We start from the raw sequence: 21,058 nt of genomic DNA, 5'->3' as shown, positions 1-21,058 counted from the left end.
TGGACGGTAGAACGTCATGACTCTGTATAGTAAAATTATCGGCACCGGCAGCTATCTGCCGGCCAAGCGTGTGACCAATCAGGAACTGACTGATCAACTCGCGGCCAAGGGTATCGAGACTTCGGACGAGTGGATCACGACCCGCAGCGGTATCGCGGCGCGCCACTTCGCCGCGCCCGAGCAAAAATCGTCCGATCTGGCGGTGCATGCCGCCCACAACGCGCTGGACATGGCGGGCTTGCAGCCCAATGATATCGACCTGATCATCGTGGCCAGCTCGACCCCGGATTTCTTCGGCAGCTTCCCCAGCACCGCCTGCGTCGTGCAGCAAAAGCTGGGCATCACCAACCACGGCGCCGCCGTCGATGTGCAGGCGGTGTGCAGCGGCTTCGTCTACGCCTTGTCGACCGCCGACGCCTTCATCCGCGCCGGTGTGCACAAGAATGTGCTGGTGATCGGCGCCGAAGTCTTTTCCCGCATCCTCGATTTCAATGACCGCACCACCTGCGTGCTGTTCGGCGACGGCGCCGGCGCCGTGGTGCTGACCGCGTCGCAAGCGCCCGGCATCCTGTCGACCGCGCTGCATGCCGATGGCAGTCACTCCAGCATCCTGTGCATGCCGCATTCGTTCAGCGGCGCCACCGCCGGCGAAGCCTATCTGTACATGGATGGCCCGGCGGTGTTCAAGCTGGCCGTGTCGGTGCTGGCCAAAGTGGCGGACGAGGCGCTGGCAAAGGCCGACATGCGGGCCGAACAAATCGACTGGCTGATCCCGCACCAGGCCAATCTGCGCATCATGAGCAGCACCGCCAAGAAGCTGGGGCTGCCGATGGAAAAAATGGTGGTCACCGTTGATCAGCACGGCAACACCTCGGCCGCGTCGATTCCGCTGGCGCTGGACGTCGCCGTGCGCGATGGCCGCATCAAGCCTGGCCAGAACATCATGATGGAAGGCGTCGGTGGTGGTTTCACCTGGGGCGCTGTGCTGGCCAAGTTTTAAGTGAATTAGAATTAGAGTTCTAACGAGCTCGGCGTAGCAGTGCTGTCATGTTCGCATGCTAGCTTTGCTGCCAATAATTAAAGAGATAAACCGATGACTAAATTTGCTTTTGTATTCCCGGGCCAAGGTTCGCAAGCGATCGGCATGCTGAACGGTTTCGCCGATAACCCGGTGGTGGCGCAGACCGTCGCTGAGGCGTCTGCGGCCCTGGGCTTCGACCTCGGCAAACTGATCGCCGAAGGTCCGAAAGAAGAGCTGGACCTGACCACCAACACCCAGCCGGTGATGCTGACCGCCGCCGTCGCCACCTACCGCGCGTGGGTCGCCGCCGGCGGTCCGCTGCCGTCGGTCGTGGCCGGCCACAGCCTGGGCGAATACTCGGCGCTGGTGGCTGCCGGTGTGATCGCTTTCAAGGATGCGGTGCCGCTGGTGCGCTTCCGCGCGCAAGCGATGCAGGAAGCCGTGCCGGTCGGTCAGGGCACGATGGCCGTGGTGCTGGGCCTGTCGGATGACGACGTGCGCGCCGCCTGCGCCGAAGCCGCCGCCGCCGGTGGCGTGGTCGAGGCGGTCAACTTCAACGCGCCGGCGCAAGTGGTCATCGCCGGTGATACCGCCGCCGTTGAGCGCGCCTGCGACATCGCCAAAGGCAAGGGCGCCAAGCGCGCCATGAAACTGCCGGTGTCGGCGCCGTTCCACTCGTCGCTGCTGAAGCCGGCGTCGGACCGTCTGCGCGACTATCTGGCCGATATCCATTTCGCGGCACCGCAGATCCCGCTGATCAACAACGTCGATGTTGCCGTGCTGAGCGATCCGGCCGCGATCAAGGACGCGCTGGTGCGCCAGGCCGCCGCGCCGGTGCGCTGGGTCGAAACGGTGCAGAAGATCGCCGCCGGCGGCGTCGTCGATGTGGTCGAGTGCGGTCCGGGCAAGGTACTGATGGGCTTAACCAAGCGCATAGACGGCAATCTGGCGGGCGATGCCATCTTCGACCAGGTCTCGCTGGACACCGTATTGAGCAAGCTCAAATAATCGTTTGCGCTTTCAGGCACACTCGGAATTTACTGTAGAAGGATTTACATGACTTTAGCAAATCAAGTCGCCCTGGTAACGGGCGCATCGCGCGGCATCGGCAAGGCGATTGCCCAGGAGCTGGCGCGCCAGGGCGCGAAAGTGATCGGCACCGCCACCACCGAGGCCGGCGCCGAGGCCATTTCCGCTTACCTGGCCGAGATCGGCGTTGACGCAGGCAAGGGCATGGTGCTGAACGTCACCAACGCCGAAGCGTGCGCCGCCATCATCGACGACATCGGCAAGACCTATGGCGCCGTGGGCATCCTGGTCAACAACGCCGGCATCACCCAGGACAATCTGGCGATGCGCATGAAAGATGAAGAGTGGGAGAGCGTCATCGCCACCAACCTGAGTTCGGTCGGCCGCCTGTCGCGCGCCGTGCTGCGCGGCATGATGAAGGCCAAGACCGGCCGCATCATCAACATCACCTCGGTGGTGGCCTCGTCGGGCAATCCGGGCCAGATGAATTACGCCGCCGCCAAAGCCGGCGTCGAGGGCATGACCCGCGCGCTGGCGCGTGAAATCGGCAGCCGCAACATCACCGTCAACAGTGTGGCGCCGGGCTTTATCGATACCGACATGACCAAGGCGCTGGGCGAAGAGCAGCACGCCGCCTTGCTGACCCAGATTCCATTGGCGCGCCTCGGCAAGCCAGAGGACATCGCCGCGGCGGTCGCTTTCCTGGCGTCGCCGCAAGCCGCTTATATTACCGGCGCCACCCTCCACGTGAACGGCGGTATGTATATGAACTGACGCGGATGGGCGCGAAATAAATGCCCATTCAACTCTTTTAAGTGTGATTTCGGTATATTTAGCAGCACTCACCGAAATTAGTTTTTCAGTGCGCAAACCTGATAAAATGCGCGCTTTCCGTAACAAACAAATGGAGCCATAACATGTCGGATATCGAACAACGCGTTAAGAAAATCGTCGCTGAACAACTGGGCGTCGCCGAAGCAGACATCAAAACCGAATCGTCGTTCGTCGATGATCTGGGCGCTGACTCGCTGGACACCGTGGAACTGGTGATGGCCCTGGAAGACGAGTTCGAAATGGAAATCCCTGACGAACAAGCAGAGAAAATCACCACCGTGCAGCAAGCGATCGACTACGCTACCGCGCACGTCAAGGCGTAATACCCGCCCGATCGACTCTAGGAGAATCGCTTGAGAGGTTCTAAAAACCGTCGTGTTGTCATTACCGGCCTGGGCGCCGTGACTCCGATCGGCAATAACATTGCCGATTCGTGGGCCGCTGCCGTCGAGGGCAAATCCGGCATTGCCACCATCACCAAGTTTGACGCAACAGCTTTCAGCACCCGCTTTGCCGGCGAAGTCAAAGGCTTCAACATCGAGGACTATATCTCCGCGAAGGAAGCCCGCCATATGGATACCTTCATCCATTACGGCATGGCGGCCGGCATTCAAGCTGTGAACGACTCCGGCCTGGTTGTCACCGAAGAGAACGCCGACCGCATCGGCGTGATCGTCGGTTCCGGCATCGGCGGTCTGCCGATGATCGAAGAGCAGAAGGAAGACTACGACAAGCGCGGTCCGCGCCGTATCTCGCCGTTCTTCGTCCCGGCCTCGATCATCAACATGATCTCGGGCAACCTGTCGATCAAGTACGGCATGCGCGGCCCTAATCTGTCGATCGTGACGGCTTGCACCACCGGCCTGCACTGCATCGGCGCCGCCGCTCGCATGATCGAGTACGGCGATGCCGATGTGATGATCGCCGGCGGCGCCGAATCGACCGTGTCGCCACTGGGTCTGGGCGGTTTCGCCTCGGCCAAGGCGCTGTCGTCGCGCAACGACGACCCGGCCACCGCGTCCCGTCCATGGGATACGGACCGCGACGGTTTCGTGCTGGGCGAGGGCGCCGGCGTGATGGTGCTCGAAGAGTACGAACACGCCAAGGCGCGCGGCGCCAAGATCTACGCTGAAGTGCTCGGTTTCGGCATGAGCGCCGACGCCTATCACATGACCTCGCCTCTGGAAGATGGCAGCGGTGGCAGCAAGTCGGCGCAAGCCGCGCTGCGCGACGCCGGCATCAATCCGGATCAGGTGCACTATGTGAACGCGCACGGCACCTCGACGCCGCAAGGCGACGTGGCCGAAGTGCAGGGCATCAAGCGGACGTTCGGCGACCACGCCAGGAAGCTGGTGGTCAATTCGACCAAGTCGATGACCGGTCACCTGCTGGGTGGCGCGGGCGGCCTGGAGTCGGTGTTTACGGTACTGGCGGTACACCATCAGGTGTCGCCGCCGACCATCAACATCTTCAACCAGGACCCGGCGTGCGATCTGGACTTCGTTGCCAACACGGCGCGCGACATGAAGATCGAGTATGCGGTCAAAAACTCGTTCGGCTTCGGCGGCACCAACGGCAGCCTGGTCTTCGGTAAAGTCTAAAAAAGTTTGAACTAATTCTCGTCGCGCCTTGTCCAATCAAGGTGAGCGAGAATTCGGCGCCGGCACTCGCTGGCGCCTGAATTGCCCGGCCTCCCGGCCGGCGCTTCCACGAGGTACTTCCCGTTTTTAAATTCATGTGTTTGTGGTGCTGGCGTCATGTCGATCGCGGTGTCTGTCATCGTTCGCCCCTCGCGTGGCTTGCGCGTTGCGCATGCCGGCTTGTGCTGTTGCGTGATGGCGTCCGCCGCCGTTTGCCCCGGCGTTCTGGCACCGTTGTTGTGTTTGCTGGCCGGCGCGCTGGCCTGGCTGTGCGGTCGTCCGCCGGCTATCGCGCATCGGCTTGATATATCCGGTGTCGGCCATGTGCGGCTGGCGGTATACCAGCACAACGACGGTGCGCAGCGCCTGCTGGGCGGCTCGACTTTATGGCCGCGCTTGCTATTGCTGCGCCTGAGCGACGCGGCCGGCAAGCCGCAGGTGGTGGCGGTGTTGCCCGATAGCGTGGCCGCCGCCGAGTGGCGGGCAGTGGCGCTGGCATGCCGCGCCGTGGCGCACACCGAAATAAACACACCGGCAGGTTGAACTTCTTGCAGCGGGCTAACTCTATAGCATATGGCTACAGATATCGGCAGCGCTGCAGGCCACCGAGGAATGCAGGAGTGACGACAGAACGCGAGTGTGACCAGTTGCTGGTCGAGCGGGTACGGGATGGCGAGAAGCAGGCGTTTGATTTGCTGGTGGCGAAGTACCAACGCCGGCTGATGCGTCTGCTATCGCGTATCGTGCACGACCCTACCGAAGCGGAGGACGTGGTGCAGGAGACCTTTATCAAGGCATACCGGGCGTTGCGGCATTTCCGCGGCGATTCGGCCTTCTACACCTGGCTGTACCGCATCGGTATCAATACCGCCAAGAACCACCTGGCGACGCAGGGACGGCGCACGCCCACCTCGACCGACACCGATGCCGAACAAGCCGAAGGTTTCAACGATGGCGAGCATTTGCGCGACATCAATACGCCGGAGTCCATGCTGGCCAGCAAGCAGATCGCCCAGACCGTCAACGCGGCCATGGACGCCTTGCCAGTGGACCTGCGCACCGCGATCGCCCTGCGCGAGATCGAGGGGCTGAGCTATGAGGAGATTTCCGACATCATGGCTTGTCCCATCGGCACGGTGCGCAGCCGTATCTTTCGCGCCCGCGAAGTCATCGCTGAAAAACTGCGGCCTTTACTGGATATGCCGGTTGACAAGCGCTGGTAACGCAGCAATGATGCGTTAATGATGATGACGGCCGGCAATTTATGATGGCGGGATGCGAATGGACACCGATAAAAAACTGCGTGAACATATCTCGGCACTGACCGATGGCGAATTGCCCGACAGTGAGCGTGAGCTGGCTTTTGCCGCCCTCGACACCGACGCCGGGCGGCATGCCTGGCGCGCCTACCACCTGACGGGCGACGTGCTGCGCGGCACGCCCGGCGCCGACCTGCGCGCTGATTTCAGCGTCCGCATGGCGGCGCGGCTGGCGGCCGAGCCGGCCTATGCGCCGGCCGATGCCGGCCTTGAAGTTCAGCCGGTAGCCATCATTTTCCCTTAAGCACACGGCGTTAGCATCATATTGCACATACGGAACGGCGATTTTCGCTTACCATGTGCTAGCCTCACGTCGCGCCACGCCACGTGCAGGGCGATTGCATCCTGAACTTTAAAGAAGAGATCGATACTCCATGAAAAATAACTTCTCTGCTGGTCGTAACACGCTGTCCGCGCTGGTACTCGGCGCAAGCTTATGGATGTCCCTGGGAATGACGCCGGCGACGGCGGCGTCGCCGGTCACCGGCGCCGTGATCGGCCTGCCGGACTTCGCCGATCTGGTCGACCGCGTTGGCCCGGCGGTGGTCAATATCCGCACCACCGAACGCCCGAAACAGTTGCAGCGCGGTGCGCAAGGCGCGCAAGGCGATGAGGACATGCAGGAATTCCTGCGCCGCTTCTTCGGCGGGCAGTTGCCGCCGGGTGCGGCGCCCAATGGCCGCGGCCAGCGCCGTGGCGCGCCATCCGACGAGCCGGTCAACCGCGGCGTCGGTTCCGGCTTCATTCTGTCGGCCGACGGCTATGTGATGACCAACGCCCACGTGGTGGATGGTGCCGACGAGGTGTTCGTCACGCTGACCGACAAGCGCGAGTTCAAGGCCAAGGTGCTGGGTGCCGACGCCCGCACCGACGTGGCGGTGCTGAAAATCGAGGGCGACAAGCTGCCATTCCTGGCGATGGGCGATTCGGACAAGATCCGCGCCGGCGAATGGGTGATCGCGATCGGCTCGCCGTTCAACCTGGAGAACACCGTCACCGCCGGCATCATTTCGGCCAAGGCGCGCGATACCGGCGAATACCTGCCGCTGATCCAGTCGGACGTGGCGGTCAATCCGGGCAACTCGGGTGGCCCGCTGATCAATATGCGCGGCGAGGTGATCGGCATTAACTCGCAGATCGCCACGTTGTCGGGTGGCTCGAACGGTATTTCGTTCGCGGTGCCGATCAATGAGGCGATGCGGGTGTCCGACCAGCTGAAGAAATCCGGCAAGGTCACCCGTGGCCGCATTGGTGTGCAGATCAGCGAAGTCAACAAGGAAGTGGCGGAGTCGCTGGGCCTGAAGTCGGCGCAGGGCGCCGAGGTGTCGATGGTCGAGCCGGGCGGTCCCGCGGACAAGACCGGCATCAAGGCCGGCGACATCATCCTGAAGTTCAACGGCAAGCCAGTGGCCCGTTCCAGCGATCTGCCGCGTCTGGTGGGTGAGACGGCGCTGGATAGCAAGGCGACCGTGACCGTGTGGCGCAAGGGTGCCGAGCTGACGCTGCCGGTGACCGTGGCTGAGCTCGATGGCGACAAGAATGCCAAGGGCGCGAAAGGCAAGGGCGCCGACAAGGTCGAGCCGGCCAAGGCCAATGCGCTGGGGCTGAAGGTGGATGACCTCAGCGCCGCGCAGAAGAAGGATCTGGGCGTCAATGGCGGTGTGGTGGTGGTGGATGCCGAGGGGGTGGCGGAAGGCGCCGGTCTGGATGAGGGCGATGTGCTGCTGCAGCTGAACAACATCGAGGTCAAGGACGCGAAGCAGTTCAATGCGGCCGTGGCCAAGTTGGATCCGAAGAAGCCGTCGGTGTTGTTGGTGCTGCGTGATGGTAATACACGCTTCATCTCGCTGCGCCCGACTGCCAAGGCCGAGAAGTAACCGAGAAATAAGCGGAGTCGTTCCGGCGGACGCCGGGACGACGTGCCGACGCGACGACGATGCACTTTACCCTCTACTCCCGCAGCTATTGTCATTTATGCCAGGACATGCTGGACGCGCTGATGCGGCTGCGAACGCCGCAACAGCCGATCACCGTCGACGTCATCGACATCGACGACGCCAACGATCCTGAGCTGCTGGCGCGCTATGACGAACTGGTGCCCGTCCTGTTCGCCGATCTGTCGCAACCGGAGCTGTGCCACTACTTCCTCGACGAAGCCAAAGTGCGCGAACTGCTCAAAATCTAGGCAGAATTGCATTTCTCGTGGCATAAATCCGGGCTTTCCCCTCTGAAATCCGGTAAAATGCCCGGGCAAAGCATATTTCCACAAGGCGCTCGCCAGGGCTTCGCCCCGTTCGGAGCGCTTTTTTGTATTGTGCGCCCGTTGTGTCAAACCCGTTTTTGAATATTTGTTAATGAATAACATACGCAATTTCTCCATCATCGCCCACATCGACCACGGCAAATCGACGCTGGCCGACCGCATCATCCAGCTGTGCGGCGGCCTGTCCGACCGCGAGATGGAGGCGCAGGTGCTCGATTCGATGGATCTGGAGCGCGAGCGCGGCATTACGATCAAAGCCCAAACCGCCGCCCTGCAATACAAGGCCCGCGACGGCGTGGTCTACAACCTGAACCTGATCGACACGCCCGGCCACGTCGACTTCTCCTATGAAGTGTCGCGCTCGCTGTCGGCCTGCGAAGGCGCGCTGCTGGTGGTCGACGCCTCGCAAGGCGTGGAAGCCCAGACCGTGGCCAACTGCTACACCGCGCTCGACCTGGGCGTGGAAGTGGTGCCGGTGCTGAACAAAATCGACCTGCCGAACGCCGATCCGCCCAGCGCGATCAAGGAAATCGAAGACGTGATCGGCATCGAGGCCGGCGACGCGGTGCATTGCTCGGCCAAGACCGGCCTGGGCGTGGAAGACGTGCTGGAATCGATCATCGCCAAAGTACCGCCACCGAAGGGCGATCCAACCGCGCCGCTGCAGGCGCTGATCGTCGACTCCTGGTACGACGCTTACGTGGGCGTGGTGATGCTGGTGCGTGTGGTCAACGGCACCCTCAAGCCAAAAGAAAAAATCAAGCTGATGGCGACCGATTCGGTGCAGCTGACCGAAGACGTCGGCGTGTTCTCGCCGCGCTCGTTCTCGCTGCCGCAACTGTCGGCCGGCCAGGTGGGCTTCGTCATCGCCGGCATCAAGGAACTGAAGGCCGCCAAGGTCGGCGACACCATCACCCACGTCGTCAACGCCGCGCCGGCGCCGCTGCCAGGCTTCAAGGAAGTGCAGCCGCAGGTGTTCGCCGGTCTGTTCCCGGTCGAGGCCAACCAGTACGACGCGCTGCGCGACTCGCTGGAAAAACTGAAACTGAACGACGCCGCGCTGATGTACGAGCCGGAAGTGTCGCAGGCGCTGGGCTTCGGCTTCCGCTGCGGCTTCCTCGGCCTGCTGCACATGGAAATCGTCCAGGAACGTCTTGAACGCGAGTTCGACATGGACCTGATTACCACCGCGCCGACCGTGGTGTACGAAGTGGAAATGCGCGATGGTTCGGTGATCAAGGTGGACAATCCGTCGCGCATGCCGGAAACCACCAAGATCAACGAGATCCGCGAGCCGATCGTTACCGTCAACCTGTACATGCCGCAGGAGTACGTTGGCTCGGTGATCACGCTGTGTATCGGCAAGCGTGGCGTGCAGATGGACATGAGCTACCACGGCCGCCAGGTCAAGCTGGTGTACGAAATGCCGATGGGCGAGATCGTGCTGGACTTCTTCGACAAGCTGAAATCGACCTCGCGCGGCTACGCCTCGATGGACTACGAGTTCAAGGAATACCGCACCGCCGACGTGGTCAAGGTCGACATGCTGATCAACGGCGAGAAGGTCGACGCGCTGGCGATCATCGTCCACCGCTCCAACTCGGCCTACCGTGGACGTCAGGTCGCGGCGAAAATGCGCGAGCTGATTCCGCGCCAGATGTTCGACGTGGCGATTCAGGCCGCCATCGGCGTCAACGTGATCTCGCGTGAAAACGTCAAGGCCTTGCGCAAGAACGTGCTGGCCAAGTGCTACGGCGGTGACGTCAGCCGTAAGAAGAAACTGTTGGAGAAGCAAAAAGCAGGTAAAAAACGCATGAAGCAGGTGGGTTCGGTTGAGATTCCACAAGAAGCGTTCCTGGCAATTTTACAAGTGGATGAGAAATGAACCTGCAAGTCATCTTAGGAAACTTTGCATTAATCCTGTTCGTGCTGATGGTGCTGACGGGCGTGGTCTGGTTCCTCGACGTGTTTTATCTGGCCAAGCAGCGCCGCGCCGCCGCCGACCGCGCGCTGGCCGAGTACGACAGCCGCGCGGCCAAGGCGACCGCCGACGGCATCAAGCTGGACAATCATGGTCGCCGCGCGCAGATCGAAGCCGACATCCTGCGTCAGCCGACCTGGGTCGAATATTCGGGCAGCTTCTTCCCGGTGATCGCGCTGGTGTTTTTCCTGCGCTCCTTCCTGTATGAGCCATTCAAGATTCCATCGTCGTCGATGGTGCCGACCCTGCTGGTGGGCGATCTGATCCTCGTGAACAAGTTCACCTACGGCATCCGCCTGCCGGTGATCAACCAGAAGATCATCCAGATTAACGACCCGCAACGTGGCGATGTGATGGTGTTCAAGTATCCGAAGGATATGAGTCAGGATTACATCAAACGCGTGATCGGCGTGCCGGGTGATAAAATCACGTATGAAAACAAGCGCTTAACCGTCAACGGCGTGGCAGTGAAGTACACCCCGATGGACGATTACCTGAACGACGAGCGTTTGGTTTATAACAAGCAATTCCAGGAAAACCTGAGCGGCGTCAGCCATCGCATCCTGAACGACGACAGCAAGCCGACCTATGGCCGCGATGCGGTGGAGGCGTTTCCGGGCCGTGATGAGAACTGCACCTACCGCTATGAAGGCTTTACCTGCACGGTTCCTGCAGGCAACTACTTCATGATGGGCGACAACCGCGACAACAGCGCGGACAGCCGCTACTGGGGGTTTGTGCCGGATAAGAACATTGTTGGCAAGGCATTCTTTGTGTGGATGAACTTCAGTAGCCTGCGCCGTATCGGCGGCATCCAATAAACAGACAGCGTTGCGGCTCGAAAGGGACTAAGATGCAAAAACGGCAGAACGGTATTTCGCTTGTCGGTTTGATCCTGGTCCTGGCGCTGCTGGGCATGGCACTGGTGCTGGGCATGAAGATCGTGCCGACCTACAGCGAGTACCGGGCGATCCAGAACGCCATCGTCACGGCCAAGGCCAGCGGTGGTTCAGTGGCCGAGATCCGGCGCGCTTTTGACGCCGGCGCCACGGCCAGCTACATCAGTTCGATCAGCGGGCGTGACCTGACGATAGAAAAAGTGAACGGCGAAACCGAAATCAGTTTCGTCTACGAAAAGAAAATCCCGCTGGCCGGACCGGTCAGCTTGTTGCTTGAATATGAAGGCAGCACCGCCAAGGGCGGCGCCGCCAAACCCACCGAGTAAAGTACCGTACAAACAATGAATCTCCAGTTATTGCAAACTCGTTTAGGCTACACGTTCCAGGATGCTGGCCTTTTGCAGCAAGCCTTGACGCACCGTAGCCATAGCAGCGTGCATAACGAACGACTGGAGTTCCTCGGCGACTCCATCCTCAACTGCGTGGTGGCGTCGATTCTGTACGACCGGTATCTGGAGATCGACGAGGGCGACCTGTCGCGTCTGCGCGCCAACCTGGTCAAGCAGCAGTCGCTGTTTGAAATCGCGCAGAAGCTGGAGCTGTCGCAGTTCCTGCGGCTGGGCGAGGGCGAGTTGAAATCGGGCGGCTTCCGCCGGCCATCGATCCTGGCCGACACGCTGGAGGCGCTGCTGGGCGCGATCTTCCTCGACGGCGGCTTCGAGCCGGCGCGCGCGGCGATCCGCTCCTTCTACATTCCGATCCTTGACTCGGTCGATCCACAGACGCTGGGCAAGGATGCCAAGACGCTGTTGCAGGAATTCCTGCAGGCGAAAAAAATCTCGCTGCCGCTGTACAACGTCATCGCCACCCATGGCGCCGCCCACAGCCAGGAATTTGAAATCGAATGCCTGGTGCCGAAACTGGGCATCCAGGTCTTCGGCCGTGGCGGCAGCCGCCGCGCCGGCGAACAGGCGGCCGCCAAACTGGCGCTGGCTGCCGCCGAGCTGGCGGTGCAAAAGGGGCCGGCGGCAACCCGCAAGTCCAAGCCGCGCGCCGCGCAGCTCAAGCTGGCCGGCATCGCCACCGTGCAAGAGCAGCCGGCGCCGTTGGCCAAGGCAGCCAAACAATAAAAGAGAACACCATGACCACCGAAACGACTTCCGCCGGCAACTTCCGTTGCGGCTACATCGCTATTGTGGGCCGCCCGAACGTGGGCAAGTCCACGCTGATGAACACGCTGATTGGCGCCAAGGTCAGCATCACCTCGCGCAAGGCGCAGACCACGCGCCACCGCATCACCGGCATTCAGACTTATGACGACGCGCAATTCATCTACGTCGACACGCCCGGCTTCCAGACGCGCCACGCCAATGCGCTGAACAAAACGCTGAACAAGACCGTCACCAACACGTTGATTTCGTCGGACCTGATTTTGTTCGTCGTTGAAGCGGGCACCTTCGGCCCGGCGGACCAGCAAGTGGTCGATCTGCTGCCGACCGAAGTGCCGGTGATCCTGGTCATCAACAAGGCTGACCGCGTCAAGGACAAGGCGGCGCTGATGCCGTTCGCGCAGCAGGTGGCGTCCAAGTTCAACTTCGCCGCCATCGTGCCGGTATCGGCCAAGCTGCGTTTCCAGCTCGACGGCCTGGAAAAGGAACTGAAGGCCCTGCTGCCGGAGAACGAAGCGATCTTTGGACCGGACGATATCACCGACCGCAGCGAGAAGTTCATGGCGTCCGAGATCGTGCGCGAAAAGCTGTTCCGCTTCGTTGGCGATGAGCTGCCTTACACCAGCACGGTGCTGATCGAGAAGTTCGAGCAGGAGGGCGATCTGCGCCGCGTGTTCGCCGCCATTCTGGTCGAGCGCGACACACACAAGTCGATGATCATCGGGAACAAGGGCGCGCGCCTGAAGGAAGTGTCGACGCAAGCGCGTCTCGACATGGAGAAGCTGTTCGGCGGCCCGGTCTACCTGGAAATCTGGGTCAAGGTCAAATCCGGCTGGGCCGATAACGAAGCGGGCCTGCGCGCTTACGGCTACGAGTAAATCCCTCACCAGCATGTCCACCACGCCAGACGCCACCCTGGACGCGCCGCCCGCCGCTGCGGCGGCGCCGGTGGCTGCTGCGCCAAAACGCCCGCGCGCGCCCAGCCGTGAGCGCACCGTCGGCACCAAGGTCGCCGGCCAGCCGGCCTTCGTGCTGCACAGCTATCCCTACAAAGAAACCAGCCTGATTATCGACCTGTTCACGCGTGACTTCGGCCGCGTGGCCTTGATCGCCAAGGGCGCCAAGCGGCCGCACTCGCAACTGCGCGGCGTGCTGCAAACCTTCCAGCCGCTGTCTAGCAGCTGGGTCGGCAAATCCGAACTGCGCACGCTGACCGACGCCGAATGGGTGGGCGGCATGCTGCCGCTGGAGAAAACCGCGCTGCTGTGCGGCTTCTACCTGAACGAACTGCTGGTCAAGCTGCTGGCGCGCGACGACGCGCACCCGGCGCTGTTCGACCACTACGTCTCCACGCTGAACCAGCTGGCGCACAACGAGCCGGCCACCATCGTCTTGCGAAAATTTGAACGGGCCTTACTTAAAGAGACGGGGGTGGCGGCCGACCTGACCCGCTGCATCGAAACCCGTGGCGCCGTGCGCTCGGATGTGGTGTACGTGGTCGATCCCGAGCGCGGCCCGCGTCCCGAACGCGCTGCCGATCCGTGGCCGCGCGTCGCCGGCAAAACCCTGCTCGACATGGAATGTGAAAATTACGAAGACGTCGCCACGCAAGCCCAAAGCAAGCAGCTGATGCGCTTCCTGGTGGCGCATCATCTGAACGGCGCGCCGTTGAATACCCGGCAGATCCTGATTGACCTGTTACAGTTATAGAACGAGAAAAACAATGAGCTTCCTGCAACCATCCGGCACCATCATCGACCTGGGCGTGAACATCGATCACGTCGCCACGCTGCGCAACGCCCGCGGCACCAAGTATCCCGATCCGATCCGCGCCGCGCTGTTGGCCGAGCAGGCCGGCGCCGACTGCATCACGCTGCACCTGCGCGAAGACCGCCGCCACATCAAGGACGCCGACGTCATCGCGCTGGCGCCGCGGCTGATCACCCGCATGAACCTGGAAGCCGCCGTCACGCAGGAGATGATCGATTTCGCTTGCAAGATCAAGCCGGCCGACGTGTGCCTGGTGCCGGAAAAGCGCACCGAAGTCACAACCGAAGGCGGCCTCGATGTCGCCGGCAACTACAACGCGGTGGAGCGCGCCGTGAAGCAGTTGCAGGCCGAGGGCATCCGCGTATCGCTGTTCATCGACGCCGAAGAGGCTCAGATGGACGCCACCGCCGCCATCGGCGCGCCGGTGATCGAGCTGCACACCGGCCGCTATGCCGACACCGAAGGCGCCGAGCAGGCGGCGGAGCTGGAGCGCATTCATCGCGGCGTGCTGTATGGCGTGGGCAAAGGCCTGAAGGTCAACGCCGGTCACGGTCTGCACTACACCAACGTGCAGGCGATTGCCGCGATTGCGGAAATCGCCGAACTGAATATCGGCCACGCCATCGTTGCGCATTCGGTGTTCGTCGGCTGGGAAAATGCGGTGCGCGAGATGAAGGCGATCATGGTGTCCACCCGGATCGGCGCGCGCAAATGATTTACGGGATCGGCACCGACATCTGCAAAATCCCGCGCATTGAAGCGGCGCTGGCGCGGCATGGCGACCGGTTTGCGAAGAAGATCCTCGGTCCGCAGGAGTTTGAGAAGTACCTGGCGCGCAAGGCCAGGCACCCGCTGCGCGGCATTCGCTTCGTGGCGACGCGCTTCGCCGCCAAGGAAGCGTTCTCCAAGGCCATCGGCCTGGGTATCCGCATGCCGATGACCTGGCCCGCCGCGCAGATGCTGAACGCGCCGAGCGGCAAGCCGGTGATCGTCTGCAGCGGCGTGCTGAAAGAATTCATGGAAAAGAACAAGCTGTCGGCCCAGGTGACCGTCAGCGACGAGGAAGATTACGCGGTCGCCTTCGTCATCGTGGAGCAGGAAAAGTGACTGAAGAAGTAAGCGATCCGCGCGAGAAAGTACTGGCCACCGTCGCCAAGCTGCCCAATCTGCCGGGCGTGTACCGCTATTTCGACGCCGAGGATAAAGTCCTCTACGTCGGCAAGGCGCGCGACCTGAAAAAACGCGTCTCCAGCTACTTCCAGAAAAACCTCAGCAGCCCGCGTATCGCCATGATGGTCGAGCGCATCGCGCGCCTCGAAACCACCGTCACCCACAGCGAAGCCGAAGCGCTGATCCTTGAAAATAACCTGATCAAGGCCCTCAGCCCGCGCTACAACATCCTGTTCCGCGACGATAAGTCCTACCCGTACCTGAAGATCACCGGCGGCGATGCCCCGCGCATGGTCTACTACCGCGGCGCGGTGGACAAGAAGAACCAGTACTTCGGACCTTTCCCCAGCTCGTGGGCGGTCAAGGAGTCGATGCAGATTTTGCAGAAGGTATTCCAGATCCGCACCTGCGAGGAAAGCGTCTACGCCAACCGCACGCGCCCCTGCCTGCTGCACCAGATCGGCCGCTGCTCGGCGCCGTGCGTGGACCTGATCTCCAGGGAGGACTACCAGCTGGATGTGGAAAACGCCGCGCGCTTCCTGCGCGGTCGCCAGTCCGAAGTGCTGGCCGACCTTGAACAAAAAATGCACGCCTTCGCCGCCGACCTCAAATTCGAGCAGGCCGCGTCGGTGCGCAACCAGATCCAGTCGCTGTCGCGCGTGCTGCACCAGCAAAGCATGGAAACCACCGGCGACGCCGATGTCGACATCATCGCCGTGCTGGTGCAGGGCGGGCGCGCCTGCGTCAACCTGGCCATGGTGCGCGGCGGCCGCCACCTGGGCGACCGCGCCTACTTCCCGACCCACCTTGGCGACGCCGAAGCGATCGCCGAGGAAGCGATCGAGGTCGAAGTGCTGGCCGCTTTCCTGGCGCAGCACTACGCCGACAAATTCATCCCCGGCACGCTGATCCTGAATATCGAATTCAATCACCCGGTGCTGATCCAGGCCTTGCAGGAGCAGTGCGGCCACCGCATCAACCTGATCTTCCAGCCGCAGGATCAGCGCCGCAAATGGCTGGAGCTGGCGCACAAGGGCGCCGAGATCTCGCTGGCGCGGCTGCTGTCGGAGCAGGGCTCGCAGCAATCGCGCACGCGCGCGCTGGTCGAGGCCTTGCAACTGGAGCCGGAAGACATCGACACGCTGCGCGTCGAATGCTTCGACATCTCGCACACCCAGGGCGAGGCGACGCAGGCCTCGTGCGTGGTGTTCCATCACCACCAGATGCAGAACGGCGAATACCGCCGCTACAACATCAACGACATCACGCCCGGCGACGATTACGCCGCCATGCGCCAGGTGCTGTACCGCCGCTACGAAAAGGTCGCCAACGGCGACGGCGTCATGCCGGACGTGGTGCTGATCGACGGCGGCAAGGGCCAGATCGAAATGGCGCGCCAGGTGTTCGCAGAACTGGGGCTGGACATCAGCCTGATTGTTGGCGTGGCCAAGGGAGAAGGGCGGCGCGTCGGCCTGGAGACGCTGATGTTCGTCGACGGCCGGCCGTCGCAGGAACTGGGCAAGGAATCGGCGGCGCTGATGCTGGTGGCGCAGATCCGCGACGAGGCGCACCGCTTCGCCATCACCGGCATGCGCGCCAAGCGCGCCAAAACGCGCCAGACCTCGCGCCTGGAGGAAATCGAAGGCATCGGCGCCAAGCGCCGCCAGCGCCTGCTGGCCCGCTTCGGCGGCCTGCGCGGCGTGGTCAACGCCAGCGTCGAGGATCTGAAGACGGTGGAAGGCATTTCCAGCGCGCTGGCCGAGGAAATCTACAAGCAGTTGCATTAAGCGCCAACTGTGCTGGTTTAATGCGCGGCGTCAAGGTAGACTAGCGGCGCATTACAAATTTTCACGGTCGCACCTCTTTTTTAGCTTATGCCCTTCAATATTCCGATACTGTTGACCTGGTTGCGCGTCGCGCTGATTCCGCTGGTGGTGGGCGTCTACTACCTGCCCACGACCATGCTGCCGGTGGCGGATCAGAACCTGGCGGCGACGCTGGTGTTCATCATCGCCGCCGTCACCGACTGGTTCGACGGCTTCCTGGCCCGCCGCTGGAATCAGACCTCGGCGTTCGGCGCCTTCCTCGACCCGGTGGCGGACAAGCTGATGGTGACCGGCGCCTTGCTGGTGCTGGTGCAGCTGGACCGCGCCAACGCCGTCATGTCCTTCATCATTATCGGCCGCGAGATCGCCATCTCGGCGCTGCGCGAGTGGATGGCGCAGATCGGCGCGTCGAAATCGGTGGCGGTAAGCTCGCTGGGCAAGATCAAGACCACGGCGCAGATGGCCGCCATTCCGCTGCTGTTGTTCCATGATGTGCTGTGGGGCGCGATCGACAGCCAGTTCTGGGGCGCGCGCCTGCTGGAAGTGGCGGCGGTGCTGACCGTGTGGTCGATGTTCTACTACCTGCGTCTGGCGTGGCCGCTGATCAAGGAAAAGTCCGGTCAACGCTAACCGTATAAACAATATTTACGTTGAGCATTGACAGCGGCCGTAGAACCTCTATAATACTGCCCTGTTGTTGATGACGACGAAGCAAAGCGGGAGTAGCTCAGTTGGTAGAGCGCAACCTTGCCAAGGTTGAGGTCGAGAGTTCGAGACTCTTCTCCCGCTCCATGCACGGCGAAGTCAGTAACAAGTAGTACTAGCAAAAACAGCAGTCACCTGCTAAGATGCTGGACTCGAAATGCGGGAGTAGCTCAGTTGGTAGAGCGCAACCTTGCCAAGGTTGAGGTCGAGAGTTCGAGACTCTTCTCCCGCTCCAGCTTCTCAGGGAACGCGAGCGTAGTACAAAGCAGTAAGGCGGTAACACTCCAAGCGGGAGTAGCTCAGTTGGTAGAGCGCAACCTTGCCAAGGTTGAGGTCGAGAGTTCGAGACTCTTCTCCCGCTCCAGAATTTCGGATCGCAGCGCGTAACCCGCTGGGATCTTGTAGCAAAAGTTTCCTCTGGCGAGGTAGCAAAGCGGTTATGCAGCGGCCTGCAAAGCCGTCTAGGTCGGTTCGACTCCGATCCTCGCCTCCAAAAGCTCCTCAGCGGGAGTAGCTCAGTTGGTAGAGCGCAACCTTGCCAAGGTTGAGGTCGAGAGTTCGAGACTCTTCTCCCGCTCCAGTATTGAAAAAGGGCAGCCCAGAGGGCTGCCCTTTTTGCTTTGGGGCCTGCACGACTCCCAAAGTTTTGGACTATCAGCGGAGTGATACGGCTGCTTGTGGTTCAATCGCGGGAGCGCCATCCACGGTATATCGTATCGTCAGCACTTCGCCGTCCTTGTAATCCATCTGGCCTTCGTCGTGCGAAAGGAGGGCAGTTTCCAACAGCAGTCGATCATGGATGATCGCGAGCTTTGTCGCGCTGTCATATTGAGCGAGGAAGTTGGGAGTGGAGGTTAGAACAGGACCGGTATAAATTCCACGGAGTTCGTCGGTGTCACCGCATGAATAGCCGACACCATCCAGCGACTCCAGCAGAAAGCTCAACTCCTCTTCACGCGCCTGAAGCGGTTTGATCAATTGCTCGACTGCCCATTCCTTGGCGTCGTCAGCTACAGAAAATTGGCCATCGCGTTCAATTACAACTTGCAGAGTCGCGCCTTTGCCGTCGACGCTGTTATCGTAGACGTAGACCGCGTCGGCGATTTCGGTTGCGCGCGGCAGCAGGGCTAGGGTCCTGTGGTAGCGTTCACGCACTTTTTCTGGTTTGACATAATGGCCGGTCGTACTGCCGGTTTCGTAGCGCCATTTAACACGTTCGACGTTTTTTTCTGGATCATCCGTGGTGATGAACGTCAAAAACAAGTGATAGCCTTGTTCCTTCAGCAGAAGCATTTCATTGATGCGCGAAGGGTGCGACATTACTGTCTCGAACGCAAACGGCAGCCTTCCTGCAATCGCACTGGCGCGTGCCTGCATCGCGGCGCGCTGAGCTGCTTCATCGCGCGCATTCTGATCGGGAAACTCGCCTTTGAGGTCCTTGGCGACTTGGTCGGGGTTGATGAAGTAATTCGGCAGAGGAACGACGCCACGCATGGTAGCTAGTCCTGTCTGTTTGAGTTCTTCAATCAGTGAGGTTTTGCCGGAGCCATTTGGGCCGGCAAAGACCACCACCAATGGACCCAGCGCGGACTCGTCTTTATCGTCAGCCATTGCAAAAAACGCGGCCTCAGCCGCGTTTCCAAAGTGGTGGGGTCATTTTCGCTTCGCCAGGTGATGGCCTGCGTAGCTCGCCAAATCAAATGTTGTCGCGGTGTTGACATCGCGTTTCGGGGAAAGTGCGGCATGCCGCTTAATTTCGGCCAAGGTCTGCTCCATGTTGCCGACAATGGCATTATCCCATTGCCTCACGGTGGCACCGAGAAACGGCGCATCGCCCCGCAACACGGTGGGGTGCTTAAATCGATGAGCTTCACCACGCATCTTGAGTTTCATGACAATTCTCCTACTACGATGGCTTCATTATAGACCAAAGCCGTACTCTATCCGCGTGTGGCCTACCTAGCGGCATCGCATGCACGATTTTCTCAAAGATGTTGCTGCAGCCTAGCGCTCAGGGAGAGTGCTACCAGGGCCTGTTTCCGCCCCGACCCTATTGCTTCGTTGGGGGGAAAGAAAAAGATGTGGAAGTGACCGAAAAAAATATACGACAGGCAGCTATGGGGTGCAAGCGGGCTTAGGGTAGGGGGGGCGATGCAGGCCCGCAGTTGCTGTTGTGAGACAAACACTGGCATTTATTGCTGAGGTTTAACAGCGCTCAAAACGTCGGAAAATCACGGGCTGTTGCGGTGTAAAAGGCGGTATAGCTGTAAGTGTTTGATTTTTAAAGGTGGAATACGGCCTGCAAAGCCGTCTAGGTCGGTTCGACTCCGATCCTCGCCTCCAAAAGCTCCTCAGCGGGAGTAGCTCAGTTGGTAGAGCGCAACCTTGCCAAGGTTGAGGGCGAGAGTTCGAGACTCTTCTCCCGCTCCAGTATCGAAAAAGGGCAGCCCAGCGGGTTGCCCTTTTTGCATTCTGCGTGCGTCGGGCAGGGCGGCTAAGGTTGGCCGAAAATCTGTGCCAGCGATGCGCGCAGCCAGGCATTAGCACCATCCTTGGCGTATTTACGGTGCCAGTGCTGTTTCAGATCGAAGCTGGGCACTTCCATCGGCGGCTCCACCAGCCGCACCGGCGCAAACCGCGCGAAACTTTCCCCGACTGCGCGCGGCACCGTCGCCACCAGGTCGCTGGCCGCGATGACGAAGGGAATCGACATGAAGTGCGGGGTAGACAGCACCACGCGCCGCGAGATGCGGTTGCGGATCAGCAGTTGTTCGAACACTTCCTGGCTGCGGCCTTCGGCCTTCACTACCGCATGTCCCATGTTCAGGAATTTCTCCATCGTGAGCCGTTTCCCCCGGAATGGATGATCGGCACTCAGGATGCAAATGAAGTCATGCGAAAACAGCCGTTGCTGAAAGAAGTTGCGGTGTTTCAGGTCTGGAAAATAACCCGCCGCCAAGTCGACCCTGCCATCCTCCAGTGCGATTGCCAGTTCCGCAGGCGGTAGCGTTGCAGACGTGATGCTAGTGCCTGGCGCCTCGCGCCGCAAGTGCTCCAGCAGGCGCGGCAGGAATGTCATTTCGCCCACATCAGACAAGGCGATCGTGAAGCGGCGGTCGCTGGTGGCGGGGTTGAACTCGGTGCTGGCCAGCACGTCATTTTGCAGGCGTTGCAGAATATCGCGGGTCGGGTCGACCAGTGTCAGCGTTCGCGGCGTCGGCGCCATGCCCTGGGCGGTGCGGACAAACAAGGGATCGCCCAGCGATTTGCGCAGTTTGTTCAACGCCACGCTGACCGCGGGCTGGCTCATGTCGAGCTTGCGCGCCGCGCCGCTGACGCTGCGCTCCTCGTAGATGGCCAGCGCCACCGGCAGCAGGTTCAAATCAAAGCCTTTCACGTTGCGCTCCCAGTAAAATTTGAAATTGATATAAA

23 protein-coding genes and 7 tRNA genes are annotated in these 21,058 nt (G+C 61.1%); 27 read left to right on the top strand and 3 right to left on the bottom strand.

Translation table 11 applies throughout. The annotated features are described in order from the left end of the window. The first annotated feature begins 16 nt into the window (after window positions 1-16). From GTP44_RS17265 to GTP44_RS17145, 25 genes are all read left to right on the top strand, one after another. Window positions 17-1,000 carry a beta-ketoacyl-ACP synthase III gene (locus GTP44_RS17265; RefSeq protein ID WP_161020417.1) on the top strand — a complete coding sequence of 328 codons (984 nt, stop codon included), beginning with the start codon at window positions 17-19 and terminating at the stop codon, window positions 998-1,000. A 93-nt stretch (window positions 1,001-1,093) separates the two neighbouring features. Then, a complete protein-coding gene (fabD, locus tag GTP44_RS17260; protein WP_161020416.1) occupies window positions 1,094-2,029 on the top strand; it encodes an ACP S-malonyltransferase in 936 nt (311 codons plus the stop codon). Between the two features lie 48 nt (window positions 2,030-2,077). After that, complete coding sequence (gene fabG / locus GTP44_RS17255) at window positions 2,078-2,824, top strand: 3-oxoacyl-ACP reductase FabG (RefSeq protein WP_161020415.1); 747 nt, start codon at window positions 2,078-2,080, stop codon at window positions 2,822-2,824. A 143-nt stretch (window positions 2,825-2,967) separates the two neighbouring features. Beyond that, window positions 2,968-3,207: an acyl carrier protein gene (acpP, locus tag GTP44_RS17250; RefSeq protein ID WP_055936274.1), complete on the top strand. Its 240-nt coding sequence runs from the start codon at window positions 2,968-2,970 to the stop codon at window positions 3,205-3,207. 30 nt (window positions 3,208-3,237) lie between these two features. After that, a complete protein-coding gene (gene fabF, locus GTP44_RS17245; RefSeq protein WP_160988788.1) occupies window positions 3,238-4,485 on the top strand; it encodes a beta-ketoacyl-ACP synthase II in 1,248 nt (415 codons plus the stop codon). 156 nt (window positions 4,486-4,641) lie between these two features. Further along, a complete protein-coding gene (locus tag GTP44_RS17240) occupies window positions 4,642-5,067 on the top strand; it encodes a protein YgfX (RefSeq protein WP_160988789.1) in 426 nt (141 codons plus the stop codon). A gap of 77 nt (window positions 5,068-5,144) precedes the next feature. After that, window positions 5,145-5,747: an RNA polymerase sigma factor RpoE gene (gene rpoE / locus GTP44_RS17235; RefSeq protein WP_161020414.1), complete on the top strand. Its 603-nt coding sequence runs from the start codon at window positions 5,145-5,147 to the stop codon at window positions 5,745-5,747. Window positions 5,748-5,805: 58 nt separating this feature from the next. Then, complete coding sequence (locus tag GTP44_RS17230) at window positions 5,806-6,087, top strand: sigma-E factor negative regulatory protein (protein WP_160988791.1); 282 nt, start codon at window positions 5,806-5,808, stop codon at window positions 6,085-6,087. 208 nt (window positions 6,088-6,295) lie between these two features. Continuing rightward, window positions 6,296-7,720 carry a Do family serine endopeptidase gene (locus GTP44_RS17225; protein ID WP_371867248.1) on the top strand — a complete coding sequence of 475 codons (1,425 nt, stop codon included), beginning with the start codon at window positions 6,296-6,298 and terminating at the stop codon, window positions 7,718-7,720. A 59-nt stretch (window positions 7,721-7,779) separates the two neighbouring features. Then, window positions 7,780-8,028, top strand: coding sequence for a glutaredoxin family protein (locus tag GTP44_RS17220; RefSeq protein WP_161020413.1), 249 nt, complete (start codon window positions 7,780-7,782; stop codon window positions 8,026-8,028). 169 nt (window positions 8,029-8,197) lie between these two features. After that, window positions 8,198-9,991, top strand: coding sequence for a translation elongation factor 4 (gene lepA, locus GTP44_RS17215; protein WP_160988794.1), 1,794 nt, complete (start codon window positions 8,198-8,200; stop codon window positions 9,989-9,991). Further along, window positions 9,988-10,908 (top strand): signal peptidase I, encoded by a 921-nt coding sequence (gene lepB, locus GTP44_RS17210; RefSeq protein WP_161020412.1) that lies wholly within the window; start codon window positions 9,988-9,990, stop codon window positions 10,906-10,908. Before lepA ends, lepB begins: the two co-directional genes overlap by 4 nt. A 32-nt stretch (window positions 10,909-10,940) precedes the next feature. Next, window positions 10,941-11,312: a DUF4845 domain-containing protein gene (locus GTP44_RS17205; protein ID WP_161020411.1), complete on the top strand. Its 372-nt coding sequence runs from the start codon at window positions 10,941-10,943 to the stop codon at window positions 11,310-11,312. Window positions 11,313-11,327: 15 nt separating this feature from the next. Further along, window positions 11,328-12,116 (top strand): ribonuclease III, encoded by a 789-nt coding sequence (rnc, locus tag GTP44_RS17200; RefSeq protein WP_161020410.1) that lies wholly within the window; start codon window positions 11,328-11,330, stop codon window positions 12,114-12,116. Between the two features lie 11 nt (window positions 12,117-12,127). After that, window positions 12,128-13,033, top strand: coding sequence for a GTPase Era (era, locus tag GTP44_RS17195; RefSeq protein ID WP_160988798.1), 906 nt, complete (start codon window positions 12,128-12,130; stop codon window positions 13,031-13,033). 13 nt (window positions 13,034-13,046) lie between these two features. After that, on the top strand, window positions 13,047-13,865 hold the full coding sequence (gene recO / locus GTP44_RS17190) for a DNA repair protein RecO (protein WP_161020409.1): 819 nt from the start codon (window positions 13,047-13,049) through the stop codon (window positions 13,863-13,865). A gap of 13 nt (window positions 13,866-13,878) precedes the next feature. Beyond that, window positions 13,879-14,640 (top strand): pyridoxine 5'-phosphate synthase, encoded by a 762-nt coding sequence (gene pdxJ / locus GTP44_RS17185; RefSeq protein ID WP_160988800.1) that lies wholly within the window; start codon window positions 13,879-13,881, stop codon window positions 14,638-14,640. After that, entirely contained in the window at window positions 14,637-15,032 is a 396-nt protein-coding gene (gene acpS, locus GTP44_RS17180; protein ID WP_161020408.1) for a holo-ACP synthase, read from the top strand. The genes pdxJ and acpS overlap by 4 nt, the downstream gene beginning before the upstream one ends. Continuing rightward, entirely contained in the window at window positions 15,029-16,882 is a 1,854-nt protein-coding gene (gene uvrC, locus GTP44_RS17175; protein ID WP_161020407.1) for an excinuclease ABC subunit UvrC, read from the top strand. The genes acpS and uvrC overlap by 4 nt, the downstream gene beginning before the upstream one ends. 87 nt (window positions 16,883-16,969) lie before the next feature. Then, a complete protein-coding gene (pgsA, locus tag GTP44_RS17170; protein ID WP_160988803.1) occupies window positions 16,970-17,551 on the top strand; it encodes a CDP-diacylglycerol--glycerol-3-phosphate 3-phosphatidyltransferase in 582 nt (193 codons plus the stop codon). 86 nt (window positions 17,552-17,637) lie between these two features. Continuing rightward, a tRNA-Gly gene (locus tag GTP44_RS17165) sits at window positions 17,638-17,713 on the top strand. Between the two features lie 72 nt (window positions 17,714-17,785). After that, window positions 17,786-17,861 (top strand) — tRNA-Gly (locus GTP44_RS17160). Between the two features lie 53 nt (window positions 17,862-17,914). After that, window positions 17,915-17,990 (top strand) — tRNA-Gly (locus tag GTP44_RS17155). A 55-nt stretch (window positions 17,991-18,045) separates the two neighbouring features. After that, window positions 18,046-18,119: transfer RNA gene (locus tag GTP44_RS17150), tRNA-Cys, on the top strand. An 11-nt stretch (window positions 18,120-18,130) separates the two neighbouring features. Next, window positions 18,131-18,206, top strand: a tRNA-Gly gene (locus tag GTP44_RS17145). 74 nt (window positions 18,207-18,280) lie between these two features. Here the strand turns inward: GTP44_RS17145 and GTP44_RS17140 are convergent. Together GTP44_RS17140 and GTP44_RS17135 are read right to left on the bottom strand one after the other, a co-directional pair. Beyond that, window positions 18,281-19,237 (bottom strand): ATPase, encoded by a 957-nt coding sequence (locus GTP44_RS17140; RefSeq protein WP_161020406.1) that lies wholly within the window; start codon window positions 19,235-19,237, stop codon window positions 18,281-18,283. Window positions 19,238-19,279: 42 nt separating this feature from the next. Beyond that, window positions 19,280-19,519, bottom strand: coding sequence for a hypothetical protein (locus tag GTP44_RS17135; protein ID WP_161020405.1), 240 nt, complete (start codon window positions 19,517-19,519; stop codon window positions 19,280-19,282). A gap of 361 nt (window positions 19,520-19,880) precedes the next feature. Between GTP44_RS17135 and GTP44_RS17130 the strand changes: the two genes are divergently transcribed. Further along, window positions 19,881-19,969 (top strand) — tRNA-Ser (locus GTP44_RS17130). A gap of 11 nt (window positions 19,970-19,980) precedes the next feature. After that, a tRNA-Gly gene (locus tag GTP44_RS17125) sits at window positions 19,981-20,056 on the top strand. A gap of 64 nt (window positions 20,057-20,120) precedes the next feature. Here GTP44_RS17125 and GTP44_RS17120 read toward each other — a convergent pair. Next, a complete protein-coding gene (locus tag GTP44_RS17120; protein WP_161020404.1) occupies window positions 20,121-21,023 on the bottom strand; it encodes a LysR family transcriptional regulator in 903 nt (300 codons plus the stop codon). Between the last annotated feature and the right edge of the window lie 35 nt (window positions 21,024-21,058).

The sequence above is a fragment of the Duganella lactea genome, from assembly GCF_009857505.1.
GTDB lineage: Bacteria > Pseudomonadota > Gammaproteobacteria > Burkholderiales > Burkholderiaceae_D > Rugamonas > Rugamonas lactea.
Note: the sequence above shows the minus strand (reverse complement) of the source record. Positions and strands in the feature narration are given on the sequence as shown.

Excerpts from the sequence above, each read along its gene's own strand:
- recO (WP_161020409.1), top strand. The coding sequence starts at position 13,047 with ATGTCCACCACGCCAGACGCCACCCTGGACGCGCCGCCCGCCGCTGCG.
- fabG (WP_161020415.1), top strand. The coding sequence starts at position 2,078 with ATGACTTTAGCAAATCAAGTCGCCCTGGTAACGGGCGCATCGCGCGGC.
- rnc (WP_161020410.1), top strand. The coding sequence starts at position 11,328 with ATGAATCTCCAGTTATTGCAAACTCGTTTAGGCTACACGTTCCAGGAT.
- GTP44_RS17220 (WP_161020413.1), top strand. The coding sequence starts at position 7,780 with ATGCACTTTACCCTCTACTCCCGCAGCTATTGTCATTTATGCCAGGAC.
- lepA (WP_160988794.1), top strand. The coding sequence starts at position 8,198 with ATGAATAACATACGCAATTTCTCCATCATCGCCCACATCGACCACGGC.
- GTP44_RS17140 (WP_161020406.1), bottom strand. The coding sequence starts at position 19,237 with ATGGCTGACGATAAAGACGAGTCCGCGCTGGGTCCATTGGTGGTGGTC.
- acpS (WP_161020408.1), top strand. The coding sequence starts at position 14,637 with ATGATTTACGGGATCGGCACCGACATCTGCAAAATCCCGCGCATTGAA.
- GTP44_RS17240 (WP_160988789.1), top strand. The coding sequence starts at position 4,642 with ATGTCGATCGCGGTGTCTGTCATCGTTCGCCCCTCGCGTGGCTTGCGC.
- GTP44_RS17205 (WP_161020411.1), top strand. The coding sequence starts at position 10,941 with ATGCAAAAACGGCAGAACGGTATTTCGCTTGTCGGTTTGATCCTGGTC.
- GTP44_RS17230 (WP_160988791.1), top strand. The coding sequence starts at position 5,806 with ATGGACACCGATAAAAAACTGCGTGAACATATCTCGGCACTGACCGAT.
- GTP44_RS17225 (WP_371867248.1), top strand. The coding sequence starts at position 6,296 with ATGACGCCGGCGACGGCGGCGTCGCCGGTCACCGGCGCCGTGATCGGC.
- GTP44_RS17265 (WP_161020417.1), top strand. The coding sequence starts at position 17 with ATGACTCTGTATAGTAAAATTATCGGCACCGGCAGCTATCTGCCGGCC.
- era (WP_160988798.1), top strand. The coding sequence starts at position 12,128 with ATGACCACCGAAACGACTTCCGCCGGCAACTTCCGTTGCGGCTACATC.
- pgsA (WP_160988803.1), top strand. The coding sequence starts at position 16,970 with ATGCCCTTCAATATTCCGATACTGTTGACCTGGTTGCGCGTCGCGCTG.
- acpP (WP_055936274.1), top strand. The coding sequence starts at position 2,968 with ATGTCGGATATCGAACAACGCGTTAAGAAAATCGTCGCTGAACAACTG.
- fabD (WP_161020416.1), top strand. The coding sequence starts at position 1,094 with ATGACTAAATTTGCTTTTGTATTCCCGGGCCAAGGTTCGCAAGCGATC.
- lepB (WP_161020412.1), top strand. The coding sequence starts at position 9,988 with ATGAACCTGCAAGTCATCTTAGGAAACTTTGCATTAATCCTGTTCGTG.
- GTP44_RS17135 (WP_161020405.1), bottom strand. The coding sequence starts at position 19,519 with ATGAAACTCAAGATGCGTGGTGAAGCTCATCGATTTAAGCACCCCACC.
- pdxJ (WP_160988800.1), top strand. The coding sequence starts at position 13,879 with ATGAGCTTCCTGCAACCATCCGGCACCATCATCGACCTGGGCGTGAAC.